Annotated in this window: 22 protein-coding genes; 11 read left to right on the forward strand and 11 right to left on the reverse strand. The window is 69.8% G+C overall.

Annotated elements, in window-relative coordinates:
• Positions 1-130: 130 nt before the first annotated feature.
• Positions 131-898: a trans-aconitate 2-methyltransferase gene (locus tag ACFXKA_RS34900; protein WP_379430564.1), complete on the forward strand. Its 768-nt coding sequence runs from the start codon at positions 131-133 to the stop codon at positions 896-898.
• Positions 899-1,043: 145 nt separating this feature from the next.
• Positions 1,044-1,196 carry a hypothetical protein gene (locus ACFXKA_RS34905; RefSeq protein WP_354848509.1) on the forward strand — a complete coding sequence of 51 codons (153 nt, stop codon included), beginning with the start codon at positions 1,044-1,046 and terminating at the stop codon, positions 1,194-1,196.
• Here ACFXKA_RS34905 and ACFXKA_RS34910 read toward each other — a convergent pair.
• The 7 genes from ACFXKA_RS34910 to argC all read right to left on the reverse strand — a co-directional run bounded on the left by ACFXKA_RS34910 (position 1,189) and on the right by argC (position 7,875).
• On the reverse strand, positions 1,189-1,884 hold the full coding sequence (locus tag ACFXKA_RS34910; RefSeq protein ID WP_379430565.1) for a hypothetical protein: 696 nt from the start codon (positions 1,882-1,884) through the stop codon (positions 1,189-1,191). The genes ACFXKA_RS34905 and ACFXKA_RS34910 overlap by 8 nt on opposite strands.
• A gap of 90 nt (positions 1,885-1,974) precedes the next feature.
• The gene (locus ACFXKA_RS34915) at positions 1,975-2,472 is read right to left on the reverse strand and encodes an arginine repressor (RefSeq protein ID WP_354848599.1); all 498 of its coding nucleotides are present in this window, start codon (positions 2,470-2,472) and stop codon (positions 1,975-1,977) included.
• Positions 2,473-2,501: 29 nt separating this feature from the next.
• Positions 2,502-3,446, reverse strand: coding sequence for an ornithine carbamoyltransferase (argF, locus tag ACFXKA_RS34920; RefSeq protein WP_379430566.1), 945 nt, complete (start codon positions 3,444-3,446; stop codon positions 2,502-2,504).
• A complete protein-coding gene (locus ACFXKA_RS34925) occupies positions 3,443-4,636 on the reverse strand; it encodes an acetylornithine transaminase (RefSeq protein ID WP_379430567.1) in 1,194 nt (397 codons plus the stop codon). Before ACFXKA_RS34925 ends, argF begins: the two co-directional genes overlap by 4 nt.
• Positions 4,637-4,712: 76 nt before the next feature.
• Positions 4,713-5,612 carry an acetylglutamate kinase gene (argB, locus tag ACFXKA_RS34930; protein ID WP_379430568.1) on the reverse strand — a complete coding sequence of 300 codons (900 nt, stop codon included), beginning with the start codon at positions 5,610-5,612 and terminating at the stop codon, positions 4,713-4,715.
• On the reverse strand, positions 5,609-6,817 hold the full coding sequence (gene argJ / locus ACFXKA_RS34935; protein WP_379430569.1) for a bifunctional glutamate N-acetyltransferase/amino-acid acetyltransferase ArgJ: 1,209 nt from the start codon (positions 6,815-6,817) through the stop codon (positions 5,609-5,611). The genes argB and argJ overlap by 4 nt, the downstream gene beginning before the upstream one ends.
• A complete protein-coding gene (gene argC, locus ACFXKA_RS34940) occupies positions 6,814-7,875 on the reverse strand; it encodes an N-acetyl-gamma-glutamyl-phosphate reductase (RefSeq protein ID WP_354848526.1) in 1,062 nt (353 codons plus the stop codon). Before argC ends, argJ begins: the two co-directional genes overlap by 4 nt.
• A gap of 88 nt (positions 7,876-7,963) precedes the next feature.
• Between argC and ACFXKA_RS34945 the strand changes: the two genes are divergently transcribed.
• Positions 7,964-9,697, forward strand: coding sequence for an LCP family protein (locus tag ACFXKA_RS34945; protein ID WP_379430587.1), 1,734 nt, complete (start codon positions 7,964-7,966; stop codon positions 9,695-9,697).
• 66 nt (positions 9,698-9,763) lie between these two features.
• Here ACFXKA_RS34945 and ACFXKA_RS34950 read toward each other — a convergent pair whose 3' ends face one another.
• Complete coding sequence (locus ACFXKA_RS34950; RefSeq protein WP_379430570.1) at positions 9,764-10,030, reverse strand: hypothetical protein; 267 nt, start codon at positions 10,028-10,030, stop codon at positions 9,764-9,766.
• 87 nt (positions 10,031-10,117) lie between these two features.
• On the opposite strand from ACFXKA_RS34950, the gene ACFXKA_RS34955 reads away from it, so the two are divergent.
• The 8 genes from ACFXKA_RS34955 to ACFXKA_RS34990 all read left to right on the forward strand — a co-directional run bounded on the left by ACFXKA_RS34955 (position 10,118) and on the right by ACFXKA_RS34990 (position 18,749).
• Complete coding sequence (locus tag ACFXKA_RS34955) at positions 10,118-10,609, forward strand: nitroreductase/quinone reductase family protein (protein WP_354848534.1); 492 nt, start codon at positions 10,118-10,120, stop codon at positions 10,607-10,609.
• Positions 10,610-10,734: 125 nt separating this feature from the next.
• Complete coding sequence (locus ACFXKA_RS34960; protein ID WP_379430571.1) at positions 10,735-11,385, forward strand: TetR/AcrR family transcriptional regulator; 651 nt, start codon at positions 10,735-10,737, stop codon at positions 11,383-11,385.
• Positions 11,385-12,323: an SDR family NAD(P)-dependent oxidoreductase gene (locus ACFXKA_RS34965; protein ID WP_379430572.1), complete on the forward strand. Its 939-nt coding sequence runs from the start codon at positions 11,385-11,387 to the stop codon at positions 12,321-12,323. Before ACFXKA_RS34960 ends, ACFXKA_RS34965 begins: the two co-directional genes overlap by 1 nt.
• A complete protein-coding gene (locus tag ACFXKA_RS34970; RefSeq protein WP_379430573.1) occupies positions 12,313-13,944 on the forward strand; it encodes an AMP-binding protein in 1,632 nt (543 codons plus the stop codon). The genes ACFXKA_RS34965 and ACFXKA_RS34970 overlap by 11 nt, the downstream gene beginning before the upstream one ends.
• Before the next feature lie 189 nt (positions 13,945-14,133).
• Positions 14,134-14,874 carry an alpha/beta hydrolase gene (locus ACFXKA_RS34975; protein WP_379430588.1) on the forward strand — a complete coding sequence of 247 codons (741 nt, stop codon included), beginning with the start codon at positions 14,134-14,136 and terminating at the stop codon, positions 14,872-14,874.
• Positions 14,875-15,033: 159 nt separating this feature from the next.
• Positions 15,034-16,593 carry an FAD-dependent monooxygenase gene (locus ACFXKA_RS34980; RefSeq protein ID WP_379430574.1) on the forward strand — a complete coding sequence of 520 codons (1,560 nt, stop codon included), beginning with the start codon at positions 15,034-15,036 and terminating at the stop codon, positions 16,591-16,593.
• 120 nt (positions 16,594-16,713) lie between these two features.
• Complete coding sequence (locus tag ACFXKA_RS34985) at positions 16,714-17,589, forward strand: alpha/beta fold hydrolase (RefSeq protein ID WP_379430575.1); 876 nt, start codon at positions 16,714-16,716, stop codon at positions 17,587-17,589.
• A 38-nt stretch (positions 17,590-17,627) separates the two neighbouring features.
• Positions 17,628-18,749, forward strand: a complete 1,122-nt coding sequence (locus tag ACFXKA_RS34990; RefSeq protein WP_379430576.1) for a GlxA family transcriptional regulator — start codon at positions 17,628-17,630, stop codon at positions 18,747-18,749.
• Here the strand turns inward: ACFXKA_RS34990 and ACFXKA_RS34995 are convergent.
• From ACFXKA_RS34995 to ACFXKA_RS35005, 3 genes are all read right to left on the reverse strand, one after another.
• Complete coding sequence (locus ACFXKA_RS34995) at positions 18,725-19,447, reverse strand: helix-turn-helix domain-containing protein (protein ID WP_354848554.1); 723 nt, start codon at positions 19,445-19,447, stop codon at positions 18,725-18,727. The two genes, ACFXKA_RS34990 and ACFXKA_RS34995, sit on opposite strands and share 25 nt — an antisense overlap.
• A gap of 360 nt (positions 19,448-19,807) precedes the next feature.
• Complete coding sequence (locus ACFXKA_RS35000; RefSeq protein ID WP_379430577.1) at positions 19,808-21,325, reverse strand: amino acid deaminase; 1,518 nt, start codon at positions 21,323-21,325, stop codon at positions 19,808-19,810.
• 99 nt (positions 21,326-21,424) lie between these two features.
• Entirely contained in the window at positions 21,425-21,853 is a 429-nt protein-coding gene (locus ACFXKA_RS35005; protein ID WP_379430578.1) for a hypothetical protein, read from the reverse strand.
• Positions 21,854-21,884: the final 31 nt, after the last annotated feature.

Raw genomic sequence — 21,884 nt, forward strand, 5'->3', positions numbered from 1 at the left:
ATTCATAACCGGGGTCCTCGCCTGCATGGATCCGGCCGCCGGTGACCATCACATCCTTGCACCGGAACCCGGCGAGGAATACAGTACGGACGTACGGTTTGGGAAATTCGACGTTCATACGGAGGGGCCCATGTGGGATCCGGACAAGTACCTCGCCTACGATGACCTGCGCGCGCGACCGTTCTTCGACCTGGTCGGGCGGGTCGGCGCGGACAAACCCCGGCGGGTGGCCGATCTCGGCTGCGGACCGGGCAATCTCACCGCGGCACTCGCGACCAGGTGGCCGGAAGCGGCCCTCGAGGCATTCGACTCCTCGCCCGAAATGGTCGCCGCGGCAAGGGAACACGGCATCGACGCAACTGTCGCTGATGTCCGCGACTGGCGGCCCGCACCGGACACCGACGTGGTGGTGACCAATGCGGTACTGCAGTGGGTACCGGATCATCTTGCGCTGCTGCCGGATTGGGTGGCAGCTCTGCCCGCCGCCGCCTGGCTGGCGATTCAGGTGCCCGGGAACTTCGATGCGCCTTCGCATCTCGCGATCCGGGAGCTCGCGTCGTCGCCGCGGTGGCGGGAGCGGCTGGGGGCGGCGGGGATTCTGGATCGGCAGGCGGTGCCCGATCCCGCCGGGTACGCCGGGGTGCTGACCGCGGCCGGATGCCGGGTGGATGCCTGGGAGACCACCTATCTGCAGCCGCTGACCGGGGATGATCCGGTACTGGACTGGGTGACCGGAACCGCACTGCGTCCGGTCCGCGACGCGCTCGACGATGCCGCGTGGCAGGACTTCCGGGCCGAGCTCGCGCCACTGCTGCGATCGGCCTATCCACAGCAGCCGGACGGTGTCACCTGGTTGCCGTTCCGTCGCGTGTTCGCGGTCGCGCACAAGCCGGAGTGAGGGCAACCGGCCCCTCAGAGCGACCAGTCGGCACCGAATCCGGCAAATGTCCGAAACCCACCCTTCGATGCGATTCACGATCACGGCGTACGCCGCTGTGCCACGCTGGAAGTCGACACTTCCGGGTCAACCGAAGGATTCCGCCATGCTCTCGACACTCGCTCAGATCGTAGGCACCCTCGGCCGCGACATCCTGTCCATCGGAGGCGCGGCACTTCAGCTCGTGCAGGATCTCATCGCCTCCGGCGCACAGGGCCAGGGCGGCTCGGTTCCGCCCGGCCAGTACCCGTTCAACTGATCTCGATCAGCACCCCGTCGGTGGCGGCATCCTGGCGATGCTGCCACCGATTTCTGTGTCCGCGATGCTCCCGCTGTCGAGCATCGAGCACGCAGTAGCCCGCATCGTCGGCGAGGCGCACGACCTGGGGCTCACGCACCGGCAGACGCAATCCGGCGCGATCCAGGCCACGCGGGTCGGGTGGGCGCAGGCGAGCGGTGCGGCCGCCCGGCTCCAGGGGTGGGGTGGGCGGCTGCGGAGGTCGGTCCGGCAGCCGGACCGGTTGCGGCGCAGTGATATCCGACCAGGTGATGACCGTCTGGCGTTCGGCGCGGAAGAGCAGGCCGCCGCGAATCCAGTGCGAGGCCAGGATCCGCCCGGAGAGCGCGACCTCGAGCACGGTGAAGCGGCCGCCGTAGGGTTCCGGAGCGGCTTCGGACACGGCGTGGAAACCGCAGCTGCAGTCCTCGTCCGGCACCGCGTGACTCCGGCCGCGCCGGCACTCGGCGATCGCGTCACGCGGGTAGGGCGCGCCGCCGGTCGCCGGAATGAACCGATCCCCGTCGATGCGCCGGGCCACCTTGCGGGCCATGACCACCCAGACCCCGTCGTCGGTCCGGCGCAGGCTGGGCCGGACCACCTCGGGAACGTGAGGCCGCTCCCGCGTCCCGGCTTCGAACGATCCGATCAGTCCATAGCCTTCGCACATGTGCGTTCCTTGCTCGGGGATGTCCTTCCTTCCGAGCGTACGCCCGCACTGGCACCCCATTACCGCAATTATCCTGCGGCACAGTCCGATTCAGGCCAGCTGTTCGATCTTGGCAGCCAGTTCCGCGCCGGTCATGGGCTCGCGGGCGATGACGGCGATGGTGTCGTCGCCCGCGATGGTGCCGACCACCTCGGGCAGGGCGGCGCGGTCGAGGGCGCTGGCCAGGAAGTGCGCGGCGCCGGGCGGTGTGCGCAGGACGGCGATATTGCCGCTGGCGTCGGTGGAGACCAGCAGGTCGCCGAGCAGTTTCGAGAGACGTTCGGTGCCGCCGGTGACGCCGCGGACGGGGCTGCCGTCCTCCGGGACCACGTACACGCCCGCGCCGCCGTCGGCCGCGCGCAGCTTGACCGCGCCGAGTTCATCGAGATCGCGGGACAGTGTCGCCTGGGTGGTCTCGATGCCCTCGGACGAGAGCAGCACGGCCAGTTCCGACTGGCTGCGCACCTCGTGCTGGGAGAGGATGGCGACGATGCGGGCCTGCCGGCCGGCGCGGGTGCGGGCGATGGCCGCACCCGACTTGTTCGACACCGGTGCGGCCGTGCGACGTTCGCCGCTGCTCACCTCTCGCCTCGCTGGTATCGCTCCAGCAGCCACACCAGCAGCGCCTTCTGCGCGTGCAGGCGATTCTCGGCCTCGTCCCAGACCGCGCTGTGCGGGCCGTCGATGACCTCGTCGGTGATCTCCTCACCGCGGTGCGCCGGAAGGCAGTGCAGCACCGTCACATCCGCGGCCGCGCGGGCCAGCAGCCCGGCATTGACCTGGAACGGACGGAACGGGGCGACCCGGTCGCGGCCGTCGTTCTCCTGGCCCATGGAGGTCCAGGCGTCGGTGACCAGCGCGTCCGCGCCCTCGGCCGCGGCCTGCGGGTCATGGGTGATGGTGATGGTCGCGCCGGTCTCGGCGGCGCGCTTCTGGGCGGCGTCGACGATCCAGCCGAACGGCTCGAAACCCTCGGGGGCGGCGATGGTCACGTTCATGCCCGCGGTGACACCGCCGAGCATGAGCGAGTGCGCCATATTGTTCGCGCCGTCGCCGAGGTAGGTGAGGTTGCGGCCGCTCAGGTCGGAGCCCTTGCGCTCCTTCAGCGTCTGCAGATCCGCCAGCACCTGGCAGGGGTGGAACTCGTTGGACAGCGCATTGACGACGGGAACCGTTGCGGCCCCGGCCATCTCGTCCAGGCGCGTCTGCTCGAAGGTGCGCCAGACGATGGCGTCCACGTACCGCGACAGCACGCGGCCGGTGTCGGCGAGGGTCTCCTCGCGTCCCAGCTGGGTGTCGCGGCCGTCGACCACGACGGCGTGCCCGCCGAGCTGGGCGATGCCCATCTCGAAGGAGAACCGGGTCCGAGTGGAGTTCTTCTCGAACATGACCGCGACGCCGCGCGGGCCCTCCAGCGGCCGCCGCGACTGCGGCGCGGCCTTCAGTTCCGCTGCCAGCGCGAGGATCTCGGCCTGCTCGGCGGGGGTGACGTCGTCGTCACGCAGGAAATGCCGGATGGTCACTTGGTCTCCTTCTGGGCCTGGGCGGCATCGAGGATGCCGGGCAGGTCGGACAGGAAGTTCTCCGCCTGGGTCTCGGTGAGCACCAGGGGCGGAGCGAGGCGAATCACGTTGGGCTTGGCCGGATTCAGCAGGTACCCGGCCTCCCGGGCGGCCAGCTCCACGTCCGTGGAGGCATCGGCGGTCAGCTGGATGCCGATGAGCAGACCGGCACCCCGCACGTGGTCGACCAGCGGGTGGCCGAGGTTCTCGATCCCGTCGACGAGGATCTTGCCCACCGTCTCCACGTGCGCGAGCAGGCCGTCTTCGTCGATGGTCCGCAACACGGCCAGCGCCGCCGCCGCGCACACCGGATTGCCGCCGAAGGTGGTGCCGTGCATGCCCGGCTGCAGCAGCTCCGCGGCCGGGCCCTGGGCCAGCACGGCGCCGATGGGCAGGCCGCCGCCCAGGCCCTTGGCCAGGGTGATGACATCGGGCACGATGCCCGCGGCCTGGTGCGCGTAGAACGCGCCGGTGCGGCCGATGCCGGTCTGCACCTCGTCCAGGATCAGCAGCGCGCCTTGCTCTTTGGTGATGGCGCGGGCCTTGGCCAGGAAGTCGGCCGGGGGCACCACGACGCCGCTCTCCCCCATGATGGGTTCCAGGAACACCGCGGCCGTGTCCTGGTCGACGGCGGCGGCCAGCGCCAGCGCGTCGCCGTAGGGCACGTGGACGACGCCGGGCGGCATGGGCTCGAAAGGTTCCCGCTTCGAGGGCTGGCCGGTCAGTGCGAGCGCGCCCATGGTGCGGCCGTGGAAGGCCTCCTCGCAGGCGATGATCTTCCCGCGCCCCGTGAGCCGCGCCATCTTGAAGGCGGCTTCGTTGGCCTCGGTGCCGGAGTTGCAGAAGAACGCCTTGCCGTGCCCGTCGCCGAAGTGAGCGAGCAGCCGCTCGGCCAGCTCGATGACCGGTTCGCTGGCATACAGATTCGAGACGTGCCCCAGGGTGCCGAGCTGCTGGGTGACCGCGTTCAGGATGGCCGGGTGCGCGTGGCCGAGGCTGTTGACCGCGATGCCGCCCAGGAAGTCGAGGTAGCGCTTGCCGTCGGCGTCGTAGACGACCGCGCCGGCGCCGCGCACCAGCGCCACCTTGGGGGTGCCGTAGTTGTTCATCAGCGCGGTGTTCCACCGCTGCTGGATGTCGGCTGTGCTCATGCTTCCACCTCGCTAGCGCTCGGCTCCAGCACGAGCACACTCGTGGCTGTGTTCATTTTCCGCTCGCTACGCTCGCTCATGAGATCTCCTGTGCGGGGGTGACCATCGTGCCGATGCCTTCCCCGGTGAACAGTTCCAGCAGGACCGAGTGGGCGACGCGCCCGTCGATCACGTGCGCGGTCGGGACGCCGCCCTCCACGGCGCGCAGGCAGGCTTCCATCTTGGGCACCATGCCCTCATCCAGCGACGGCAGCAACTTGGCCAGCTCGTCGGTGTCGATGCGGCTGGTCAGCGAGGACCGGTCGGGCCAATTCGTGTACAGGCCCTCGACATCGGTGAGGATGACCAGCTTCTCCGCGCCGATGCCCTGGGCCAGCGCGGCCGCCGCGGTGTCGGCATTGATGTTGTGCACCACGCCATCGGCGTCCGGGGCGATGGTGGAGACCACCGGAATCCGGCCCGCCGCAATGAGATCCAGCACGGCGTCGGGATTCACCTCGGTGACGTCGCCGACCAGGCCGATATCGGTGGCCTCACCGTCGACCTGCACGGTGCGGCGGGTGGCGGTGAACAGCCGGGCGTCCTCGCCGGAGATGCCGACCGCGTACGGGCCGTGGGCATTGATGAGCCCCACCAGTTCCCGGCCGACCTGACCGAACAGCACCATGCGCACGACGTCCATGACCTCGGGCGTGGTGACCCGGAAGCCGCCGCGGAATTCGCCTGTCATGCCGAGCTTCTTCAGCATGGCGCTGATCTGCGGGCCGCCGCCGTGCACCACCACCGGGTGCACGCCGACGGTGCGCAGGAACGCCATATCGGCCGCGAAGGCCCGCTTGAGCTCGTCGTCGATCATGGCGTTGCCGCCGTACTTCACGACCACGATCTTGTCGCGGAACTTCTGCAGCCACGGCAGCGCGTCGGCGAGGACGTGCGCCTTGTCGAGGGCCGAAAGCTGTTTCACCACATCGCTCATGAGCTGTAGGCCGAGTTCTCTTCGACGTAGCCGTGCGAGAGGTCGGTGGTGCGGACGGTGGCCGCGCCGTCGCCCAGACCCAGCTCCACCAGCACCTGGATGTCGGGGCCGGACAGGTCGACCTCGCGGGCGCCCGGCGCGCCCACGCCGTCGATGCACACCGGAGATCCGTTGAACGACACCGAGACCCGGTTCGGATCCAGTTCGATGGGCGCGATGCCGATGGACGCCAGCACCCGGCCCCAGTTCGGGTCGGAACCGAAGAACGCGGTCTTGACCAGGCTGTCGCGGGCCAGCGCCCGCGCACCGATGAGCGCTTCCGCTTCGCTGACCGCGCCCTGCACGGTGATGTGCACGCGCTTGGTGACGCCCTCGGCGTCGGACATGAGCTGCTCGGCCAGGTCGTCGCAGACCGCGAGCACGGCCGCGTTCAGATCCGCCTGGCTCGGGGTGACGCCCGAGGCGCCATTGGCCAGCAGCAGCACGGTGTCGTTGGTGGAGCAGGAGCCGTCCACGTCGAGCCGGTCGAAGGTGTAGTTCGTAGCGTTGCGCAGCGCCTCGTCCAGCTGCTGCGCGGTGGCGACCACATCGGTGGTGAGCACCACGAGCATGGTGGCCAGCGACGGCGCGAGCATGCCCGCGCCCTTGGCCATGCCGCCCACGTTCCACTTGTCCCGGTGGTGGAAGGCGGTTTCCTTCGGCACGGTGTCGGTGGTCATGATGGCCCGCGCGGCCTCGGCGCCGCCGGACAGGCCGCCGCCCATCTCGTGCACGATCTCGGTGACGGCCGGGATGAGCTTGTCCATGGGCAGCCGGTCGCCGATCAAACCGGTGGAGCAGACCGCGATCTCGCCCGCGCCGGTCTCGGTTCCCCAGTTGCTCAACGCCTTCGCCAGTTCCTCGGCGGTGGCGTGGGTGTCCTGGAAGCCGCCCGGGCCGGTGCACGCGTTGGCGCCACCGGAATTCAGGATGACCGCGCGCAGCCGGCCGCCGGTCAGCACCTGCTGCGACCACAGCACCGGCGCGGCCTTGACCTTGTTGCGGGTGAACACGCCGGCGGCCGCGTACTCCGGGCCCTCGTTGAACACCAGCGCCAGGTCCGGCTTGCCGCTCTTCTTGATGCCTGCGGCGATGCCCGCGGCCCGGAAGCCCAGCGGTGCGGTGACGCCCTGGGTCCGCACCAGCTTGCCGTTGTCGATCGTCACGGTGCCACTCCTACGGTGGAAAGTCCTGCGGTCTCGTCGATTCCGAGAGCCAGATTCATCGATTGCACCGCGGCGCCCGCGGTGCCCTTGGTCAGGTTGTCGATCGCGCCGATGACCACCAGCAGCCCGGCGTCGGTGTCCACGGTGACCTGGAGGGTGACGGCATTGGAGCCGAGCACCGAACCGGTCTGCGGCAGTACTCCTTCCGGCAGCAGATGCACGAAAGGCTCGTCGGCGTAGGCCTTCTCGTAGACGGCGCGGGCGGTGGCCGCGTCCACGGTGGTGGGGGCGGTGCAGGTGGCCAGGATGCCGCGCGGCAGCGGGGCCAGCACCGGGGTGAACGACACGCTCACGTCGGCGCCGGATCCGGTGGCGGCCTTCAGGTTCTGCGCGATCTCGGGGGTGTGCCGGTGCGCGCCCGCGATGCCGTAGGCCCGCAGCGAGCCCATCACCTCCGAGCCCAGCAGGCCCACATCGAGTTTGCGGCCCGCGCCCGATGTGCCGCTCACCGCAACCACATTCACGCGCGGTTCGATGATTCCGGCCGCGACGGCCGGGGCCAGCGCCAGGCTCGAGACGGTCGGGTAGCAGCCGGGGACAGCGATCCGGGTGGCGCCGCGCAGCTTCTCGCGCCCGCCGGGCAGCTCGGGCAACCCGTAGGGCCAGCTGCCGGCGTGCGGGGTGCCGTAATACTTCTCCCACGCCGCCGGATCGGTGAGCCGGAAGTCGGCGCCGCAGTCGATGATGATCGTGGATTCCGGCAACGCCGTGGCGATCGCCGCGGACTGCCCGTGCGGCAGGCCGAGGAAGACCACATCGTGGCCGGAGAGCTCCTCGACGGTGGTGGGCGCGAGCACCCGATCGGCCAGCGGCAGCAGATGTGGCTGCAGCTCACCCAGGGTGGTGCCGGCATTGGACCCCGCGGTCAGCGCCCCGATCTCGAGGCGCCCGCTTCGGTAGGCTGGATGACCGAGCAGCAGGCGCAGGACTTCACCGCCCGCGTACCCGCTCGCACCAGCTACCGCGACCCGCAGGGGCCCGTTCGAGGTATCCACCATGTGATGATTATGCACGACTGTGCAAGCTCATTCACAACCGGGCGGAAATCTGACAGAGAGCGCCGCTTACGGCACACTCGACAGCGCCATGTACGACGACGCCACCCAACCGTTGCCGGTCGTCGGCCCCCAGCCGGGCCGCACCCGCCGGGCACCGGAGACGCCAAACCCGACTCCCCGCCGTTCGCGGCGCGCCGAGGCGGACTCCACCAGCCGGCGCGCGGACAAGCGGCGCACCGCCGGTAAGCGTGATGACACCGATGGCAAGCGTGATCGCAGCGGCGGCAAGCCCGAGCGCACCGCGGCCCAGCGCGAGCGCGACAAGCGTCTGCGCCTCGCCGGACGCGGCGTCACGGCCCTGGTGGCCGCGGGTGTGATCGGCGTAACAGGTCTGGTCTGGTACGGCCGCAACGACTTCGACTCCGGCTTCGTCCGCTCGGGCGCGATCGCGCCGGAGGACGTCAATCTCGACGGCGACATCAATATGCTGCTGATCGGCCTGGACACCCGGAAAGACCTGAACGGCAACGATCTACCCAAGGAGATCCTCGACCAGCTGCACGCCGGTGACGGCTCGGAGGGCGGCTACAACGCCAATTCGCTGATCCTGGTGCACATTCCGAAGGATCTGAAGCACATCATCGCGTTCTCCATCCCGCGCGACGACTACGTTCCGGTGCAGGGCATTCCGGGTTACGACCACGCCAAGATCAAGGAGTCCTACGGCCTCAAGAAGTACACGGTCGAGGAGAAGCTCAAGGCGAAGGGCATGGCCGACGGACCCGACCTGGAGCGTCAGGGCCGGGAAGCGGGCCGCGCCAGCATCGTTCAGACTGTGAAAGCGCTCACAGGCGTTCCCATCAACCGGTTCGCGGAGATCTCCCTGGCCGGCTTCTACGACCTCGCGACCGCGCTCGGCGGCGTCGACGTGTGCCTCAATCACGCCGTGGACGACAGCTACTACTCCGGCGCGCAGTTCCCCGCCGGACCCCAGCACCTGGACGGCTCCGACGCGCTGGCGTTCGTGCGGCAGCGGCACGGGCTGGAGAACGGCGACCTCGACCGCACCCACCGGCAGCAGGCGTTCCTGACCTCGGTGGCCAATTCCATGAAGAGCTCGGGCACGCTGGCCAATCCGGGCCGGCTCAAGGCGCTGATGGATGTGGCGCACAAGGACGTGGTGCTGTCGGACGGCTGGAGCCTCACCGATTTCGCCACCACGCTGGGCCGCGCGGAGAACCCGACGGTGGAGTTCCGCACGCTGCCGGTGCTGCGCTACGACACGGTCGACGGCCAGGACGTGAACGTCATCGATCCGGTGGCCATCAAGAAGACGGTGCGCGAGGCGTTCGGCGTCTCCACCCCGGCCGCGCCCAGCGCGCCGGCCACCACGCCCACCTCGACGCTGGACGTGGCCAATGCCAGCGGCACGCCCGGCCAGGCCGCCAAGGTGTCGAAGTTGCTGACCGCCAAGGGATTCCCGGCCGGTGACGTCGCCAACGCCACCTACGCCGACGGCACCACCTCGACCGTCTACTACGGCACCGGTGCCGATACCGACGCCAAGCAGCTGTCGGAGATGTTCGGCGGGATCCCGGTGAGCCCGTCCACCGAGGTGTCCAGCGGGCACGTGAAGCTGGTCGTCGGCGCGGATCTCGAGATTCCGGCGTCGCTGGACCCGACCGCCGCCACCACCAGCCCGACCACCACCGCGGGCGGCTCCTCGACCAGCGCCGCGGCCACCGACACCACCACGGACGCACCCGATTCCGGCAAGCCCGTCACCACCCAGATCGGTTCGAAGATCCCCTGCGTGAACTGATCCACCCGCGGCCGGTCGCTGAAATCCCCAGTCGCACAACGGTTCAGCGGCCGCTGAGCGCCCAGCTCACCGTTCCAGGGCGCGGGTCGGTTCGGCGGTCCCCAGCTTGTCCGGGTTGCGGATGGCGTACAGCCCCGTGACGCGGTCGCCAGAGGTCTCGATCAGCTCGACGGTGTCGAGGCGTCCGTCGGCGGTGCGCAGCAGCAGCGCGGGCACCGCGTTGTAGGTGCCGACCTCGACGGCCATGTCCGCCATGGCTGGTCTCTGCAACACATCCCCGGCGTCGGCGGCACTGCCGAGCAGCTCGTAGGCGATGGTGAACCGGGCGAGCACGACACCATCCTTCGGGAGCCACTACGTCAACTCACTGGACACCATGTACATTGAGCCCGTACGACCGCCGACCCGAGGGGACCTCCAATGCCCGGCACCGATTCCGGCCAGCTGACCCTGGCGGGTCGCTTCAACTACTACTCCAGCACGCATCTCGGCGCGGTCGCCCGCTTCTACGCCCGCCTGCACCGCCGCCTCTTCGACCGCTTCGGCGGCACCCGCTTCGCCACCCTCTTCGGCCACCCGGTCCTCGAATTGACCGTCGCCGGCCGCAAATCCGGCCAACCCCGCCCCGTCATGCTCATGCTGGTTCGCTCCGGCGACACCCTCCTGGTCTGCGGCTCCAACGGCGGCAACCCCGGCACCCCCAACTGGTGGAAGAACCTGCTGGCCGCCGACCACGCCGAGGTCCGCATCGGCCGCGAAACCTTCCCCGTCACCACCCGCGTAGTCACCGACGACACCGAATACGCCACCCACTGGCAAACCCTCACCGCCGCCTACCCCCACTTCACCACCTACCGAGCCCTCAGCCCCCGCCACTTCCCCATCGCCGTCCTCACCCGCGCCGACGCCTGAACCAACCAGCGACCTGGGCGGTAACGGCTGAAAATCACTTCTTGAATCTGGTTCAAGAAGTTGGTTAGGCTGCGAGGGTGGCCGAAGTTGAACGGGATTCAAAAAGTGGGGCCCGGGCGGTTCAGGTGAATCGGCGGGGGCGGGAGTCTCGGGCGGCGTTGCTGGAGGCGGGGCGGAGGGCGTTCTCGGACCGGCGGTACGAGGAGGTGTCGATCGCGGAGATCGCGGCGGCGGCGGGGGCCGCGGTGGGGTCGATCGGATATCACTTCGGGGGGAAGTACGAGTTGTATCTGGCGGTGCACGAGGCCGTGTTCGAGGACTTCTGGGATCGGCTGCAGGAGTTGCGAGGGTCCGCGATGGAACGGCTGACGCTGGGGTTCGGGATCTATCTGGATTTCGTGCAGCAGCACGGGACCGCGCTGATCATGACGCCGCGCGCGGGGGCCGACGAGCGGTTGCTGGCGCAGCACGAGCGGCATCGGGACCGGCTGGTGGCGGCGCTGCTCACCGAAATCGTCTCCGCGGGTGAGAGTTCCGCCATCCGGATCGCCGTGGACGGGTGGCTGGCTTTCGTGGAGGGCGCCACGGCGCGCTGGCTCACCGAGCCGGATCCGGATCGCGCTCAGCTGCAGAGCCTGGTGCTCGCCGCCGGATTCGCCACGGTGCAAACGACTTTGGCGCTCGACCCGTCCATCACCCTGACCTCCCGCACCATCGCCGCCCTGCTGGACCCGACCGGCCCGCAGCAGCGCACCGAACGAAGCGAGACGAGCTAGTGGAACTCCTCCACCGACCCAACAATGCCCTGGCGGCGGGCCCCGTCGGCCGGGCCGCGGCGTGGCTCATCGGCCCGCGCGGCATCTCCGACCAAGCCCGCCTGCGCCGCGAGGTGGAGGGCAAGATCGCCGTGGTCACCGGCGCATCCCACGGCCTGGGCGCCGAGACCGCCCGCATGCTCGCCGCCGCCGGCGCGACCGTCGTGCTCGGCGCGCGCTCGGTCGATCAGCTGCAGGCGGTGGCGGACGAGATCACCGCCGCGGGCGGCAAGGCGGTGGCGATCCGCCTGGATCTGGCCGAGCCGGCATCGATCTCGGCCTTCGCCGAGGACATCCTCGCCCGCTTCGACCATGTCGACTATCTGATTCACAACGCGGGCAAGTCATTACGCCGCTCGATCCACCTGTCCTACGACCGGCCGAAGGACCTCACCGCCACCTCGACCGCCAACTACCTCGGCCCGATCAGCCTCACGCTGGCCCTGCTGCCGAGCATGCGGGCGCGCCGCAGCGGCCACATCGTGAACATCTCCACGGTCGGCGTGCTCTTTCCGGTGGTCCCGAAGTGGGGTTTCTACCTGTCCTCCAAGGCCGCCTTCGATGTGTGGATGCGCGCGGTGGGCATGGAGGCGCGGCCGGACGGGGTCGCCCTTACCACCATCTACGCCGGGCTCATGCACACCCGGATGAGCGCACCCAGCCGCTGGATGTCCGCGATGCCCGGCCAGTCCCCCGCCGAGGCCGCCACGGGCGTGGCGCGGGCGCTGATCACCAAGCCGCGCATGATGATTCCCGCCTACGGGTATGCGACCTCGATACTCACCCCGGTCCTGCGCGTGCCACTGGAGATCGCCTTCACCGCCGTCTACCAGCGGCTCGGCGACACCGAGGCCGCTCTCCGCGCGGTGCACGGGAAGGGCGCGGGCGATGCGCACTAGTACGTTCTTCGATTGGGGCACAGCCCTTTCCGCGATCACCACCTCGGGCGCACTGCACCCGATCGGCCCGGCGGCCGCGGTGCCGATCGCCCGCGCCTACCACGCGTACGGTCCGTCACTGGGTCTGCTCATCGCCGTCTCCGCGGCCCGCCACCCCGATCGGATCGCCCTGATCGACGAATCCGGCGCGGTCACCTACCGCGAGCTCATGCGCCGCTCCGAAGCCATTGCCGCAGCGCTGCATTCGCTCGCGCCGGACCTGCGCACCGTGGGCATTCTGTGCCGCAATCACCGCGGTTTCGTCGAAGCGGTGATCGCGGGCAGCCGTCTGGGCTGCGAGCTGGTGTTCCTCAATACCGAACTTCCCGCCGCCCAGCTGGCCCGCATCCTGGAACGGCACGCGCCGGACATCCTCGTCCACGATGACGAATATCTCGCGGCGCTCGCCGAGGCGGGCTACCCCGGCATCCAGGTGCGCGGCTGGCGCGACGCCGAGGTCCGATCCGAGCTGCCGACGCTGGATCAGCTTGCCCGGCAACGGCATCCGTCTCCGCCCCCGGCCCGGCAGCCGGCCCGGATCACCCTGCTGACCTCGGGCACCTCCGGCATGGCCAAGGGCGTCGCCCGCAAGATCGGCCTGCGTCCCGCACTGGAGGCGGCCGCCTCGCTGGCCGCCGCCGCACGCCTGTCCGACCGCGATATCGCGATCGTCGCGCCGCCGTTCTTCCATGGTTTCGGCCTCGGCGCGCTGACCGGTCAGCTGGCCCTGGGTGCGACAGCGGTGACGCGCCGCCGCTTCGATCCCGAACTGGCCCTGGCCGATATCCAGCGCCACCGCGCGACCGTGTTCATCGGCGTCCCGATCATGATCCAGCGCCTCGCCGCCCTGCCCGACGAGATCCGTCGCCGCTACGACCTGTCCGCGCTGCGCCTGGCGCTGACCGGCGCGGCGCCGATCTCACCGCACGCCATCGCGAAATTCCTGCGCGACTTCGGTCCCGGGCTGGTCAATGGCTACGGCTCCACGGAGGCGGGCGTCGTCTCCATCGCCACACCCGCGGATCTCGCGTACTCCCCCAAAACCGTGGGACGCCCCATTCTCGGTGTCTCCGTACGCATTCTGCGCGCTGACCGTACCCCGGCCGCGGTCGGCGAGACCGGCACGGTCTTCGTGCGCGGCGGCCTGGGCTTCAACGGCTACACCGCCGATCGCGGCGGCTCCGCCCCCATCAAGGAGGTGCGCGACGGCTACGTCAATGTCGGCGACATGGGCCACCTGGATGCGCGGGGCCGCCTCTACATCGACGGCCGCGACGACGAGATGATCGTCTCCGGCGGCGAGAACATCTACCCCCGCGAGGTCGAGAACGCGCTGTCCGAGCATCCCGCCGTCGCCGATGTCATCGTGGTCGGCATCGCCGATCCCGAGTACGGCCAGGTGCTGCGGGCCTATCTGGTGACCACCGACGCCGACCCCGGCGACGAACCCCTCAGACAGCACATCCGGACCCGCCTGGAACGCTACAAGGTGCCCAAGCAGTTCGTCCGGCTCCCCGAGCTCCCCCGCAACCCCAGCGGAAAAGTGCTGCGCCACAAGCTCGGCGAGCAGGCCGCCTCGTGAGGCGTCGCTTGCGGCCTCCGGTCCGCGTTGGTACCGTGCCGTGGACCGTGACATCACGAAGGAGGTGAGACCCATGAACGACGTATCGAGGTGGGTGCTCCCCATCGTGGTCGCGGTTGGGCGTACGAAGTAGCTGTCGCCGGGAGCGCCTGTGTTGCAAGGCATTCCGAGAGGCAGAACATCATGCACCTGAACTTCACCGCGGAGACGTCGGAAAACGGCGTCCGTGAACGCGATTTCCTGCTGGGCGAGATCACCGGCGTACTGTGGTCGCCCGAATCCGCGTCCGAGAACGCGCCCCTGATCCTGCTGGGTCACAGTGGCGGCGTGCACAAGCGCGCCCCGAACCTCGTGACGACGGCGCGTCACTTCGTGACCGAATCCGGTTACCGGGTGGCCGCCATCGACGCCCCGGGGCACGGCGACCGAACGCGCAACGAGCAGGACCAGCGGTGGGCCGACGCGCTACACGCGGCGCGGGCGGCCGGGGAACCGATGGACTCGATCATCGCCGAGTTCAACATGTCCCTGGCCGAGCGGGCCGTGCCGGAGTGGCAGGCCACCCTGGACGCGCTGCAGGCGCTGCCGGAAATCGGCCCGGACGCTCCGGTCGGCTACGGCGGCATCACCCTGGGCACCGTCATCGGCATGATGCTGGTGGCCGTCGAACCCCGCATCCGGGCCGCGACCTTCAACAGCGTGTTCGTGTTCGACGCGCTGTTCGAGGCCGCACGCAAGATCACCATCCCGCTCACCCTCCAGGTCGCCTGGAACGACGAGGAAATCGACCGCCGGCCCAGCTTCGACCTGTTCGAGGCGTTCGCGTCGGAGGAGAAGACGCTGCTGGCGAATCCGGGCCGGCACAACCAGATGGCCAGGACCCAGCCCGATTTCGCGGCGGCGTTCATGCGCCACCATCTGGGCTGGTAGCCGAAAGAGTCCATCCGGCAACGGATGACGATCGACAAAGGGAAGCGGTGATCCGCTTCCCTTTTCAACATATATCGCACCCCCGGGCTTGCGGCAAGACCCCCGGTATGCCGCAGAATCGCTGGCCGTAACCGGAATCCGTGGAATGGAGTAGCGCGAGTGCGTGTGACGAGTGCCGACGTGATCATTGCGGGCGCGGGCCCGACGGGCCTGATGCTGGCCGCCGAGCTGCTGGCGGCCGGGGTGCGGCCGGTGGTCCTGGAGCGCAGTCCGGTGCTGCGGACCGTGCCGAAGGCCAATGGATTCAGCGGGCAGATCCTGCAATTGCTGAGCTATCGAGGCGTGCTGGACCGGTTCGAATCGGCCGGCGCGGCGGTCGCCCCCGCGGCGGCCTTCCCGTTCGGCGGACTGCACGTGGACCTGAGCCCGCTGCCGGATCCCCCGCTGCGCGCACTGCACCTCGCGCAGCCGCGACTCGAGCAGCTGCTCGACGAGCTGGTGCGCGAGCGCGGTGGCGAGGTGCGGCGCGGGCACACCGTGACCGGGATCGAGCAGGACGACGCCGGGGCCATCGTGGCGGTGTCGGGCCCGGACGGCCCGTATCAACTGGCCGCCCGCTACGTCGTGGGCTGCGACGGCGCGCGCAGCAAGGTCCGGGAGCTGGCGGGAATCGCCTTCCCCGGCATCACCTATCCGGAGGTCAACCGCCTGGGTCAGGTCGCCGTGGCGGCCGGGGTGACCGTGCTGGACAACGGCGATCTCGACGTCGCCGGGCACGGTGTCGTCCCCGCCGGTTTCACCCGCACCGAGCGCGGCGTGTTCGCGGTCGGCTCGCTCACCGCCGGCATGCTCATGGTGCAGACCACCGAGGACACCGTCGCCGAGACCGATGACAACGAGCCCATGACCCTCGCGGAGCTGAGCGACAGCATCCGCCGCGTCCTGGGCGTCGACCTGCCGCTCGGTGATCCGATCCGGTTGTCCCGCTACCAGTTCCAGGCACGGCAGGCCGAAAGCTTCCGCGCCGGAAGGATTCTGGTGGCCGGCGATGCCGCGCACACGTTCCCGGCAACAGGTGTCGGCCTCAACGCGGGCATGCTCGACGCGGTCAACCTGGCCTGGAAGCTGGCCGCGGACATCGACGGCCGGGCCCCGGACGGACTGCTCGACAGCTACCACGCGGAGCGTTCCTTCGCGGCGACCCGCACCATGGTGCACACCCAGGCGCAGGCGGCGCTGCGCCGCGGCGACGATCCGGCGGCCGAGGCACTCCGGACGCTCTTCCAGGAACTGCTCACCGATGCACCGGCCCTGCAGCGGCTGGGGTCCATGATCGCGGGCGCCGACATCCGCTATCCGCTGCCGAATCCCAACGGGCACCAGCTGACCGGAGCCTTCCTCCCCGATCTGCACCTGCGCCCCGGCGTCGCCCAGTCCCTGCACGACCCCCGCCCGGTGCTGCTGGATCTCGCCGACCGCGCGGACCTGCGCGAGATCGCCGAGCAGTGGGGCGACCGCGTCGACATCCGGACCGCCGCCGCCGACGACCGGCCCGCCGATGCCGTCCTGATCCGCCCGGACGCCCACATCGCCTGGGCCGCAACGGTCGGCGAATCCCCCGCCACCGCCGAACCCGGACTGCGGGACGCGCTGACCACCTGGTTCGGCGCCCCCACGCGGGTGACTGTCCCGAGCGCGGGAAACACGGTCAGCGACTGACCGGATCGGCCACACCGCTGATCCGTCCGGCCCGAGCCCTCGGCCCGGATCGATTTCCGGCGTTCAATTCCGGCATGCCGCAAACGCGGCCGGAACGAAATCGCTTGGAAGGACCGGGAAATGACCGAGTTCGTAACGCTCGAGCACGGGCGGATCGCGTGTGATGTGGCCGGGGACGGACCGCTGGTGGTGCTGTCACACGGCATGGGAACCTGGCGGCAGGAGTTCCGGCACCTGGTCGGGCCGCTGGTCGCGGCCGGATACCGGGTGGTGAACGCCGATATGCGCGGGCACGGCGAATCCAGCCCGAACTGGCCCTCGGTGACCGGGAAGGACGCCATCAGCCGCACCGACGTCGCCCACGACCTGCTGGGTGTCATCCGGCATTTCGGGGGTCCCGCGGTCATCATCGGGCATTCGCTGTCGGGCGGCTCGGCCACCATCGCGGCGGCGGAGGCCCCCGAGTTGGTGAGCGCCATCGTCGAAATCGACCCGTTCACCCTCGCTCAGCAGTTGCACATCGGCGCCATGATCACCAGCCGCCGGTACCGCCGCGGCATGGTGCGCCTGCTCGCCACCCAGGGACTGCGGTCGTTCCGGTGGTGGTTCCGCTATCTGGAGATCGCCTACCCGACCAAGCCCGCCGACCACGAGGAGTTCCTCGCCGGGCTGCGGACCATCCTGCGGCAGCCCGACCGCTGGGCGGAATTCATGAAGACCGGCGCCACCACCCCGGCCGACGCGCACGCTCGCATCGCCGACATCCGCTGTCCCGCACTGGTGCTCATGGGCACCCAGGATCCGGACTTCGCCGACCCGCGGGCCGAGGCCGAGGCGATCGTGGCGGCCATGCCGGCGGGACTGGGCCGGGTCGCCATGGTGGAGGGCGGCGGCCACTACCCGCACGCGCAGTGCGCCGACCGGGTGGCCGAACTGGTCATCCCGTTCCTCGACCGCCACACCGCCCGCCGCACATCCGAATCGGTCAGCCACTGACCATGACAGCCCGGCCCGGCGACTGCGATGATGGCGGGATGCCCGCATCCCGCACCATCGTTTTCGTTGTCTACCAGGGCATGCAGCTGTCCGAGCTGGCCGGGCCGCTGGATGTGTTCGCGCTCCTCAACGGCGTCCGCGAGCGGCCGCCCGCGCAGCTACCGCCGGTCCTGCGCGAACATCCGATCAGCGCGGTGCACGGACCAGCCGAAATGAACGGCGACCCTGCCGAAACGAACGGCCGCCCGGCCGAGACGGACGCCGCGGCGGCCCCGCTTCCCTACCGGTTGCTGACGGCCTCGCCGGGCGGCCGCCCGATCACCGCGGACGGCGGCCTCACCCTCTCGGTGGAGCATTCGCTGCACGACATCGCCGCGGGCGACGACTTCGACACCCTGATCGTGGTGGGCGGCATGGCCTCCGGACCGGCCGGGGCGGAGGTGGTGCGGGAGCTGCCCGCCCTGGCCCGCAAGGCGCGGCGGGTGACCTCGGTGTGCGCGGGCGCGCTGCTGTTGGCCGCGGCCGGGTTGCTCGACGGCTACCGGGCCACCACCCACTGGGCCTCGACCGACCTGATGGCCCAGCGCTATCCGCGGGTCACGGTCGAACCGGACCGCATCTACGTCCGCGACCGCAATCGCTGGACGTCGGCGGGCATGTCGGCGGGGGTCGATCTGGCGCTGGCACTGGTCGAGGACGACTACGGCCGCGAGGTCGCGGCCATGATCGCGCGGCTGTACGTGGTGTTCACCCGGCGTCCCGGCGGGCAGACCCAGTTCAGCGCGCAGCTGCGCACCCAGCCCGCGCGCACGCCCGCCATTCGCGCGGTGCAGCAGTGGCTGCCCGATCATCTCGACGCGAACCTCGGGGTGGCCGAGCTGGCCCGCCGCGCGGGCATGAGCGAACGCAACTTCGCCCGGGCCTTCCGCATCGAAACCGGTAGCACGCCCGCGGCTTTCGTGGAGGATCTGCGCGTCGAGGCGGCCCGCCGCCTGCTGGAGTCGACCGAGCTGACCATCGGTGCGATCGCCCGCCAGGTCGGCTACCGCCACGGCGAGACCCTGCACCGGGTGTTCGGCCGACGACTGGCCACCACGCCCGAACGCTACCGGCAGCATTTCGCCACCGGCGCGGCTCAATTGGCCGGGACCAGCGAGTAGATCCACCAGGGGCGTTGTGGCAGTTCGAATTTGAATATCTGCATGCGGTAGCTCACCCACTCACCGGTCTCGGGCGAGCGCACCCGCACGGGCCGGCGGGCGACCTTCTCGGGCGGAACCTCGGTGGACCAGAAGCGATCCCACTCCGGAGCCGCGCGGCAGCGGTCGACGATGGCCGCGAGTCGTTCGGGCGGGTGGGTGGCGGAGGCCATGTAGCGGAATCCGTACACCATGAAGTGCGCTTCGCGTTCCCAGTCGTCGATGACCTCGCGCGCCCGCGGGTCCAGCAGCATCCATTCGAGGATGACATCGCCGGGCTCGAGTCCCGGAAACGCCCGCAGATAGGCGTCATTGGCGGCGACCAGGTCGACCGCGGGCATGGTCTGGAAGCAGGCGGGGTGCGGCATGGCGCGCAGGAAGTCGAGCTCATAGGGCTCCGGCGGCGTGATTTCGGTTCCGAAGCTGGCCAATTCGGGCTGCAGCAGGGTGGCGACGTGCTCGCGCACCTGCGCCGGAACTTGCAGCGCGGTGAACAGCGCGCCGAGGGCGACCGCGGTGGGCTGGCGCGTGCCCTGCTCGATCTTCTGGATCAGCGCCTCGGAGACACCGGCGCGCCGGGACAGCTCTGCTCGGGTCAGCCCGGCTGCCTCGCGGCGACTTCGCAAATAGTCGGCAATCTCCGAGCGTGCCGCGGTCACCGATACCTCCAGAAGCCATAAAACATGTTGTCCCGTCGCACAAGGTACCGGAACACCCCCGTCGACGCAGCCCGCGAACTGGCTTCCGAGGAATAAGGCAATCCAGCCGCTATTTTCGCTGGGACAAATTGGGACAGGGGTTCACCTTGACCCGCAGCCGCCCCGATCGGGATGCTTGCCACGCCGTGCGGCGCATCGCACGGCGACACCGGGTGTCCGCGAGGGGACGGCACGAACGCGGACCGCATCGCTGTCGCCGATGGATCGCGCCACGTGCCGCGAGGCATCCGTCGTCGCGGCGGCGGGTGGACCTCGAGGTCCACCCGCCGCGGCCGAAGCGCGGCGGCTGCGACGTCCCGCTCAGAAATACGTGTGCAGGAAGTCGACGATCCGCGGCCGCTCGGCGTCGGCGTCATCGATCACCGGGATGAGACGCCACTTGTCGAACGCGGTGCAGGGATGCGAAAGCCCCAGTCGCACCACACTTCCCACCGGCACCTGGTCGTCCGAAGCACCCGGCAGCCGCAAGAAGGCGTGCTGATCGTTCAAGGCCGAGACATGTGCGCCGACCGGCAGCGAAGTGGTCGCGACCGCCGACAGCCCGCTGTTCGCCGATCCCGCCATTCGCTGTGGAACCGGCAATCCCAGATCGAACGGAACATCGCGCCGCCCGGCATCGAGCAGCGCGAGTTCCGCTTCCGGGCGGGACACACAGCGCGCCCATCCGTGCATCGCCGACCGCAGCGGATGCTCCGCGCGCCCTGCGGCCAATGGTGAAATCCCCGAATAGAACCCGTCATCGTGCACCAGATACGCGCCGGACCGCAGCACCACCGCAGTCGGAACTCCGTGCACGCCATCCTCATCCGCAAGTCCGGCCAGTCGCTCCACGACGAGGTCCGGATATGCGCTGCCGCCGGCGGTCACGATCACACGACGGCCGACCCGATCAGTCCGGGAATTCGATCCGTCCAGGGCGGAACCGGCGGGCGCGGACGAATCGACCGCGGAATCCGCCGCCGGACGCGAGGCTTCCTCCCCGCGGCCGGCTGCCCCCGCCGTCGGCTGCCCCGCCGGGCGGCCGGCCACGGACTGGAATACGAACTCGTCGTATCTGCCCGCGGCCATCAGCTCCTGGTGCAGGATCGTGAGCTCGTCCAGGTAGTGCCGCACGGCCGCAAGGGCTTCCGGAGAGCGATCGTGGGCGAGTGCGGCCTCGTAACCGCCAACCCCTGCGAGTCGCAGGCGCGGTGACTTGTCGACCGCGTCGGCAACGGCGTGGGCCGCGGCCAGACCGCGGGCGCCGGTACGGCCGTGCGGGCCACCGAGTTCCACGACGACGTTCAGCTGGACCCCCTCGCGGGCGGACGCGAGGTGGCGCTCCATCTCCCGGACCGCGTCGACGCCGTCGACCCAGCTGTAGAGCTCGAAGTCGGGGTCACGCGCGATTTCCGTTGCCGCCCAGTGTAACCCGATCGGATCTACGAGCGTGTTGGCCAGCACGATACGGTCGAGGCCGAACGACCGCCCGACCTGGGCCTGCCAGCCGGTGGCGAGGGTGATACCCCAGGAGCCGGTCTCGAGCTGTTCGGCCCAGAGCTGGGGCGACATGGAGGTCTTGCCGTGCGGGGCGAGCCGGACGCCGGCGGCGCGCGCCCACTCGGCCATGACGGCCCGGTTCGTGTCCAGCGCGGAGCGGTCCATGGTGAGCACCGGCGTCTGCAGGTCGTCCAGGTGCGGATTCGTGGCCAGGTATTCGCGGACGGTCAGTCCCCAGGCGGCCGGGGGCAGCGATTTGTGCCGCGGGCCCAGGACAGCGTCGCCACAGGCGCGGACGCTGTCGCTGAGGGCTGCGGCGACTCCCTTGTCGAGGGCCACGTCGCTCCTTTCGGTCGAGGCAACCTTGCATTGCTCGAGTCGAAGCAATCATGCACGGCACGATCCACGACGTGCGCACCCGCTCGCGGGCTCGAGGCCCTACTCGACGCCGATGTGCTGGTGGTCGGTGCGGATGCGGCCGTCCTCGTCCAGCGCGAGGACGTCCATCCCGCCGCCGACCACGGTGCCATCGGCGGTCACCATCGACCAGGTGAAAGCGATGACCTGCTTCAACAGCACCGTCGCCGCCCCACGCTGGACGAAGCGGTGTTCGCCCGCTGCCAGGAACATCTCGTAGGCCCGCTCGACACGCCGTTCCAGCGCATGATGCCCCCGCACCTCGAGCGACGGGATCGGAAAGTTCAAGCGAGTGGCGGCATCTCGCATATCCTCCGGCGGATCGACGAGAATCTGTGCGCCGTCCTCGGCCCACAGTTCGCGAATGAGTTTGCGCCGCGGCTCCGGGTCGGGCTCGTTCCACATGGCCAGGTAACGGTCGGCGAGTTCGTTGATGTCGACGTTCGTCATGGGATCGAGTCTGCGCGAGTGCGATGCGCTG

Source organism: Nocardia sp. NPDC059228 (genome assembly GCF_042754245.1).
Taxonomy (GTDB): domain Bacteria; phylum Actinomycetota; class Actinomycetes; order Mycobacteriales; family Mycobacteriaceae; genus Nocardia.

Coding starts and splice junctions, on each gene's coding strand:
- ACFXKA_RS34900 (WP_379430564.1), top strand. CDS start 131: ATGTGGGATCCGGACAAGTACCTCGCCTACGATGACCTGCGCGCGCGA.
- ACFXKA_RS34905 (WP_354848509.1), top strand. CDS start 1,044: ATGCTCTCGACACTCGCTCAGATCGTAGGCACCCTCGGCCGCGACATC.
- ACFXKA_RS34910 (WP_379430565.1), bottom strand. CDS start 1,884: ATGTGCGAAGGCTATGGACTGATCGGATCGTTCGAAGCCGGGACGCGG.
- ACFXKA_RS34925 (WP_379430567.1), bottom strand. CDS start 4,636: ATGAGCACAGCCGACATCCAGCAGCGGTGGAACACCGCGCTGATGAAC.
- argB (WP_379430568.1), bottom strand. CDS start 5,612: ATGAGCGATGTGGTGAAACAGCTTTCGGCCCTCGACAAGGCGCACGTC.
- argC (WP_354848526.1), bottom strand. CDS start 7,875: ATGGTGGATACCTCGAACGGGCCCCTGCGGGTCGCGGTAGCTGGTGCG.
- ACFXKA_RS34945 (WP_379430587.1), top strand. CDS start 7,964: ATGTACGACGACGCCACCCAACCGTTGCCGGTCGTCGGCCCCCAGCCG.
- ACFXKA_RS34955 (WP_354848534.1), top strand. CDS start 10,118: ATGCCCGGCACCGATTCCGGCCAGCTGACCCTGGCGGGTCGCTTCAAC.
- ACFXKA_RS34970 (WP_379430573.1), top strand. CDS start 12,313: ATGCGCACTAGTACGTTCTTCGATTGGGGCACAGCCCTTTCCGCGATC.
- ACFXKA_RS34985 (WP_379430575.1), top strand. CDS start 16,714: ATGACCGAGTTCGTAACGCTCGAGCACGGGCGGATCGCGTGTGATGTG.
- ACFXKA_RS34990 (WP_379430576.1), top strand. CDS start 17,628: ATGCCCGCATCCCGCACCATCGTTTTCGTTGTCTACCAGGGCATGCAG.
- ACFXKA_RS35005 (WP_379430578.1), bottom strand. CDS start 21,853: ATGACGAACGTCGACATCAACGAACTCGCCGACCGTTACCTGGCCATG.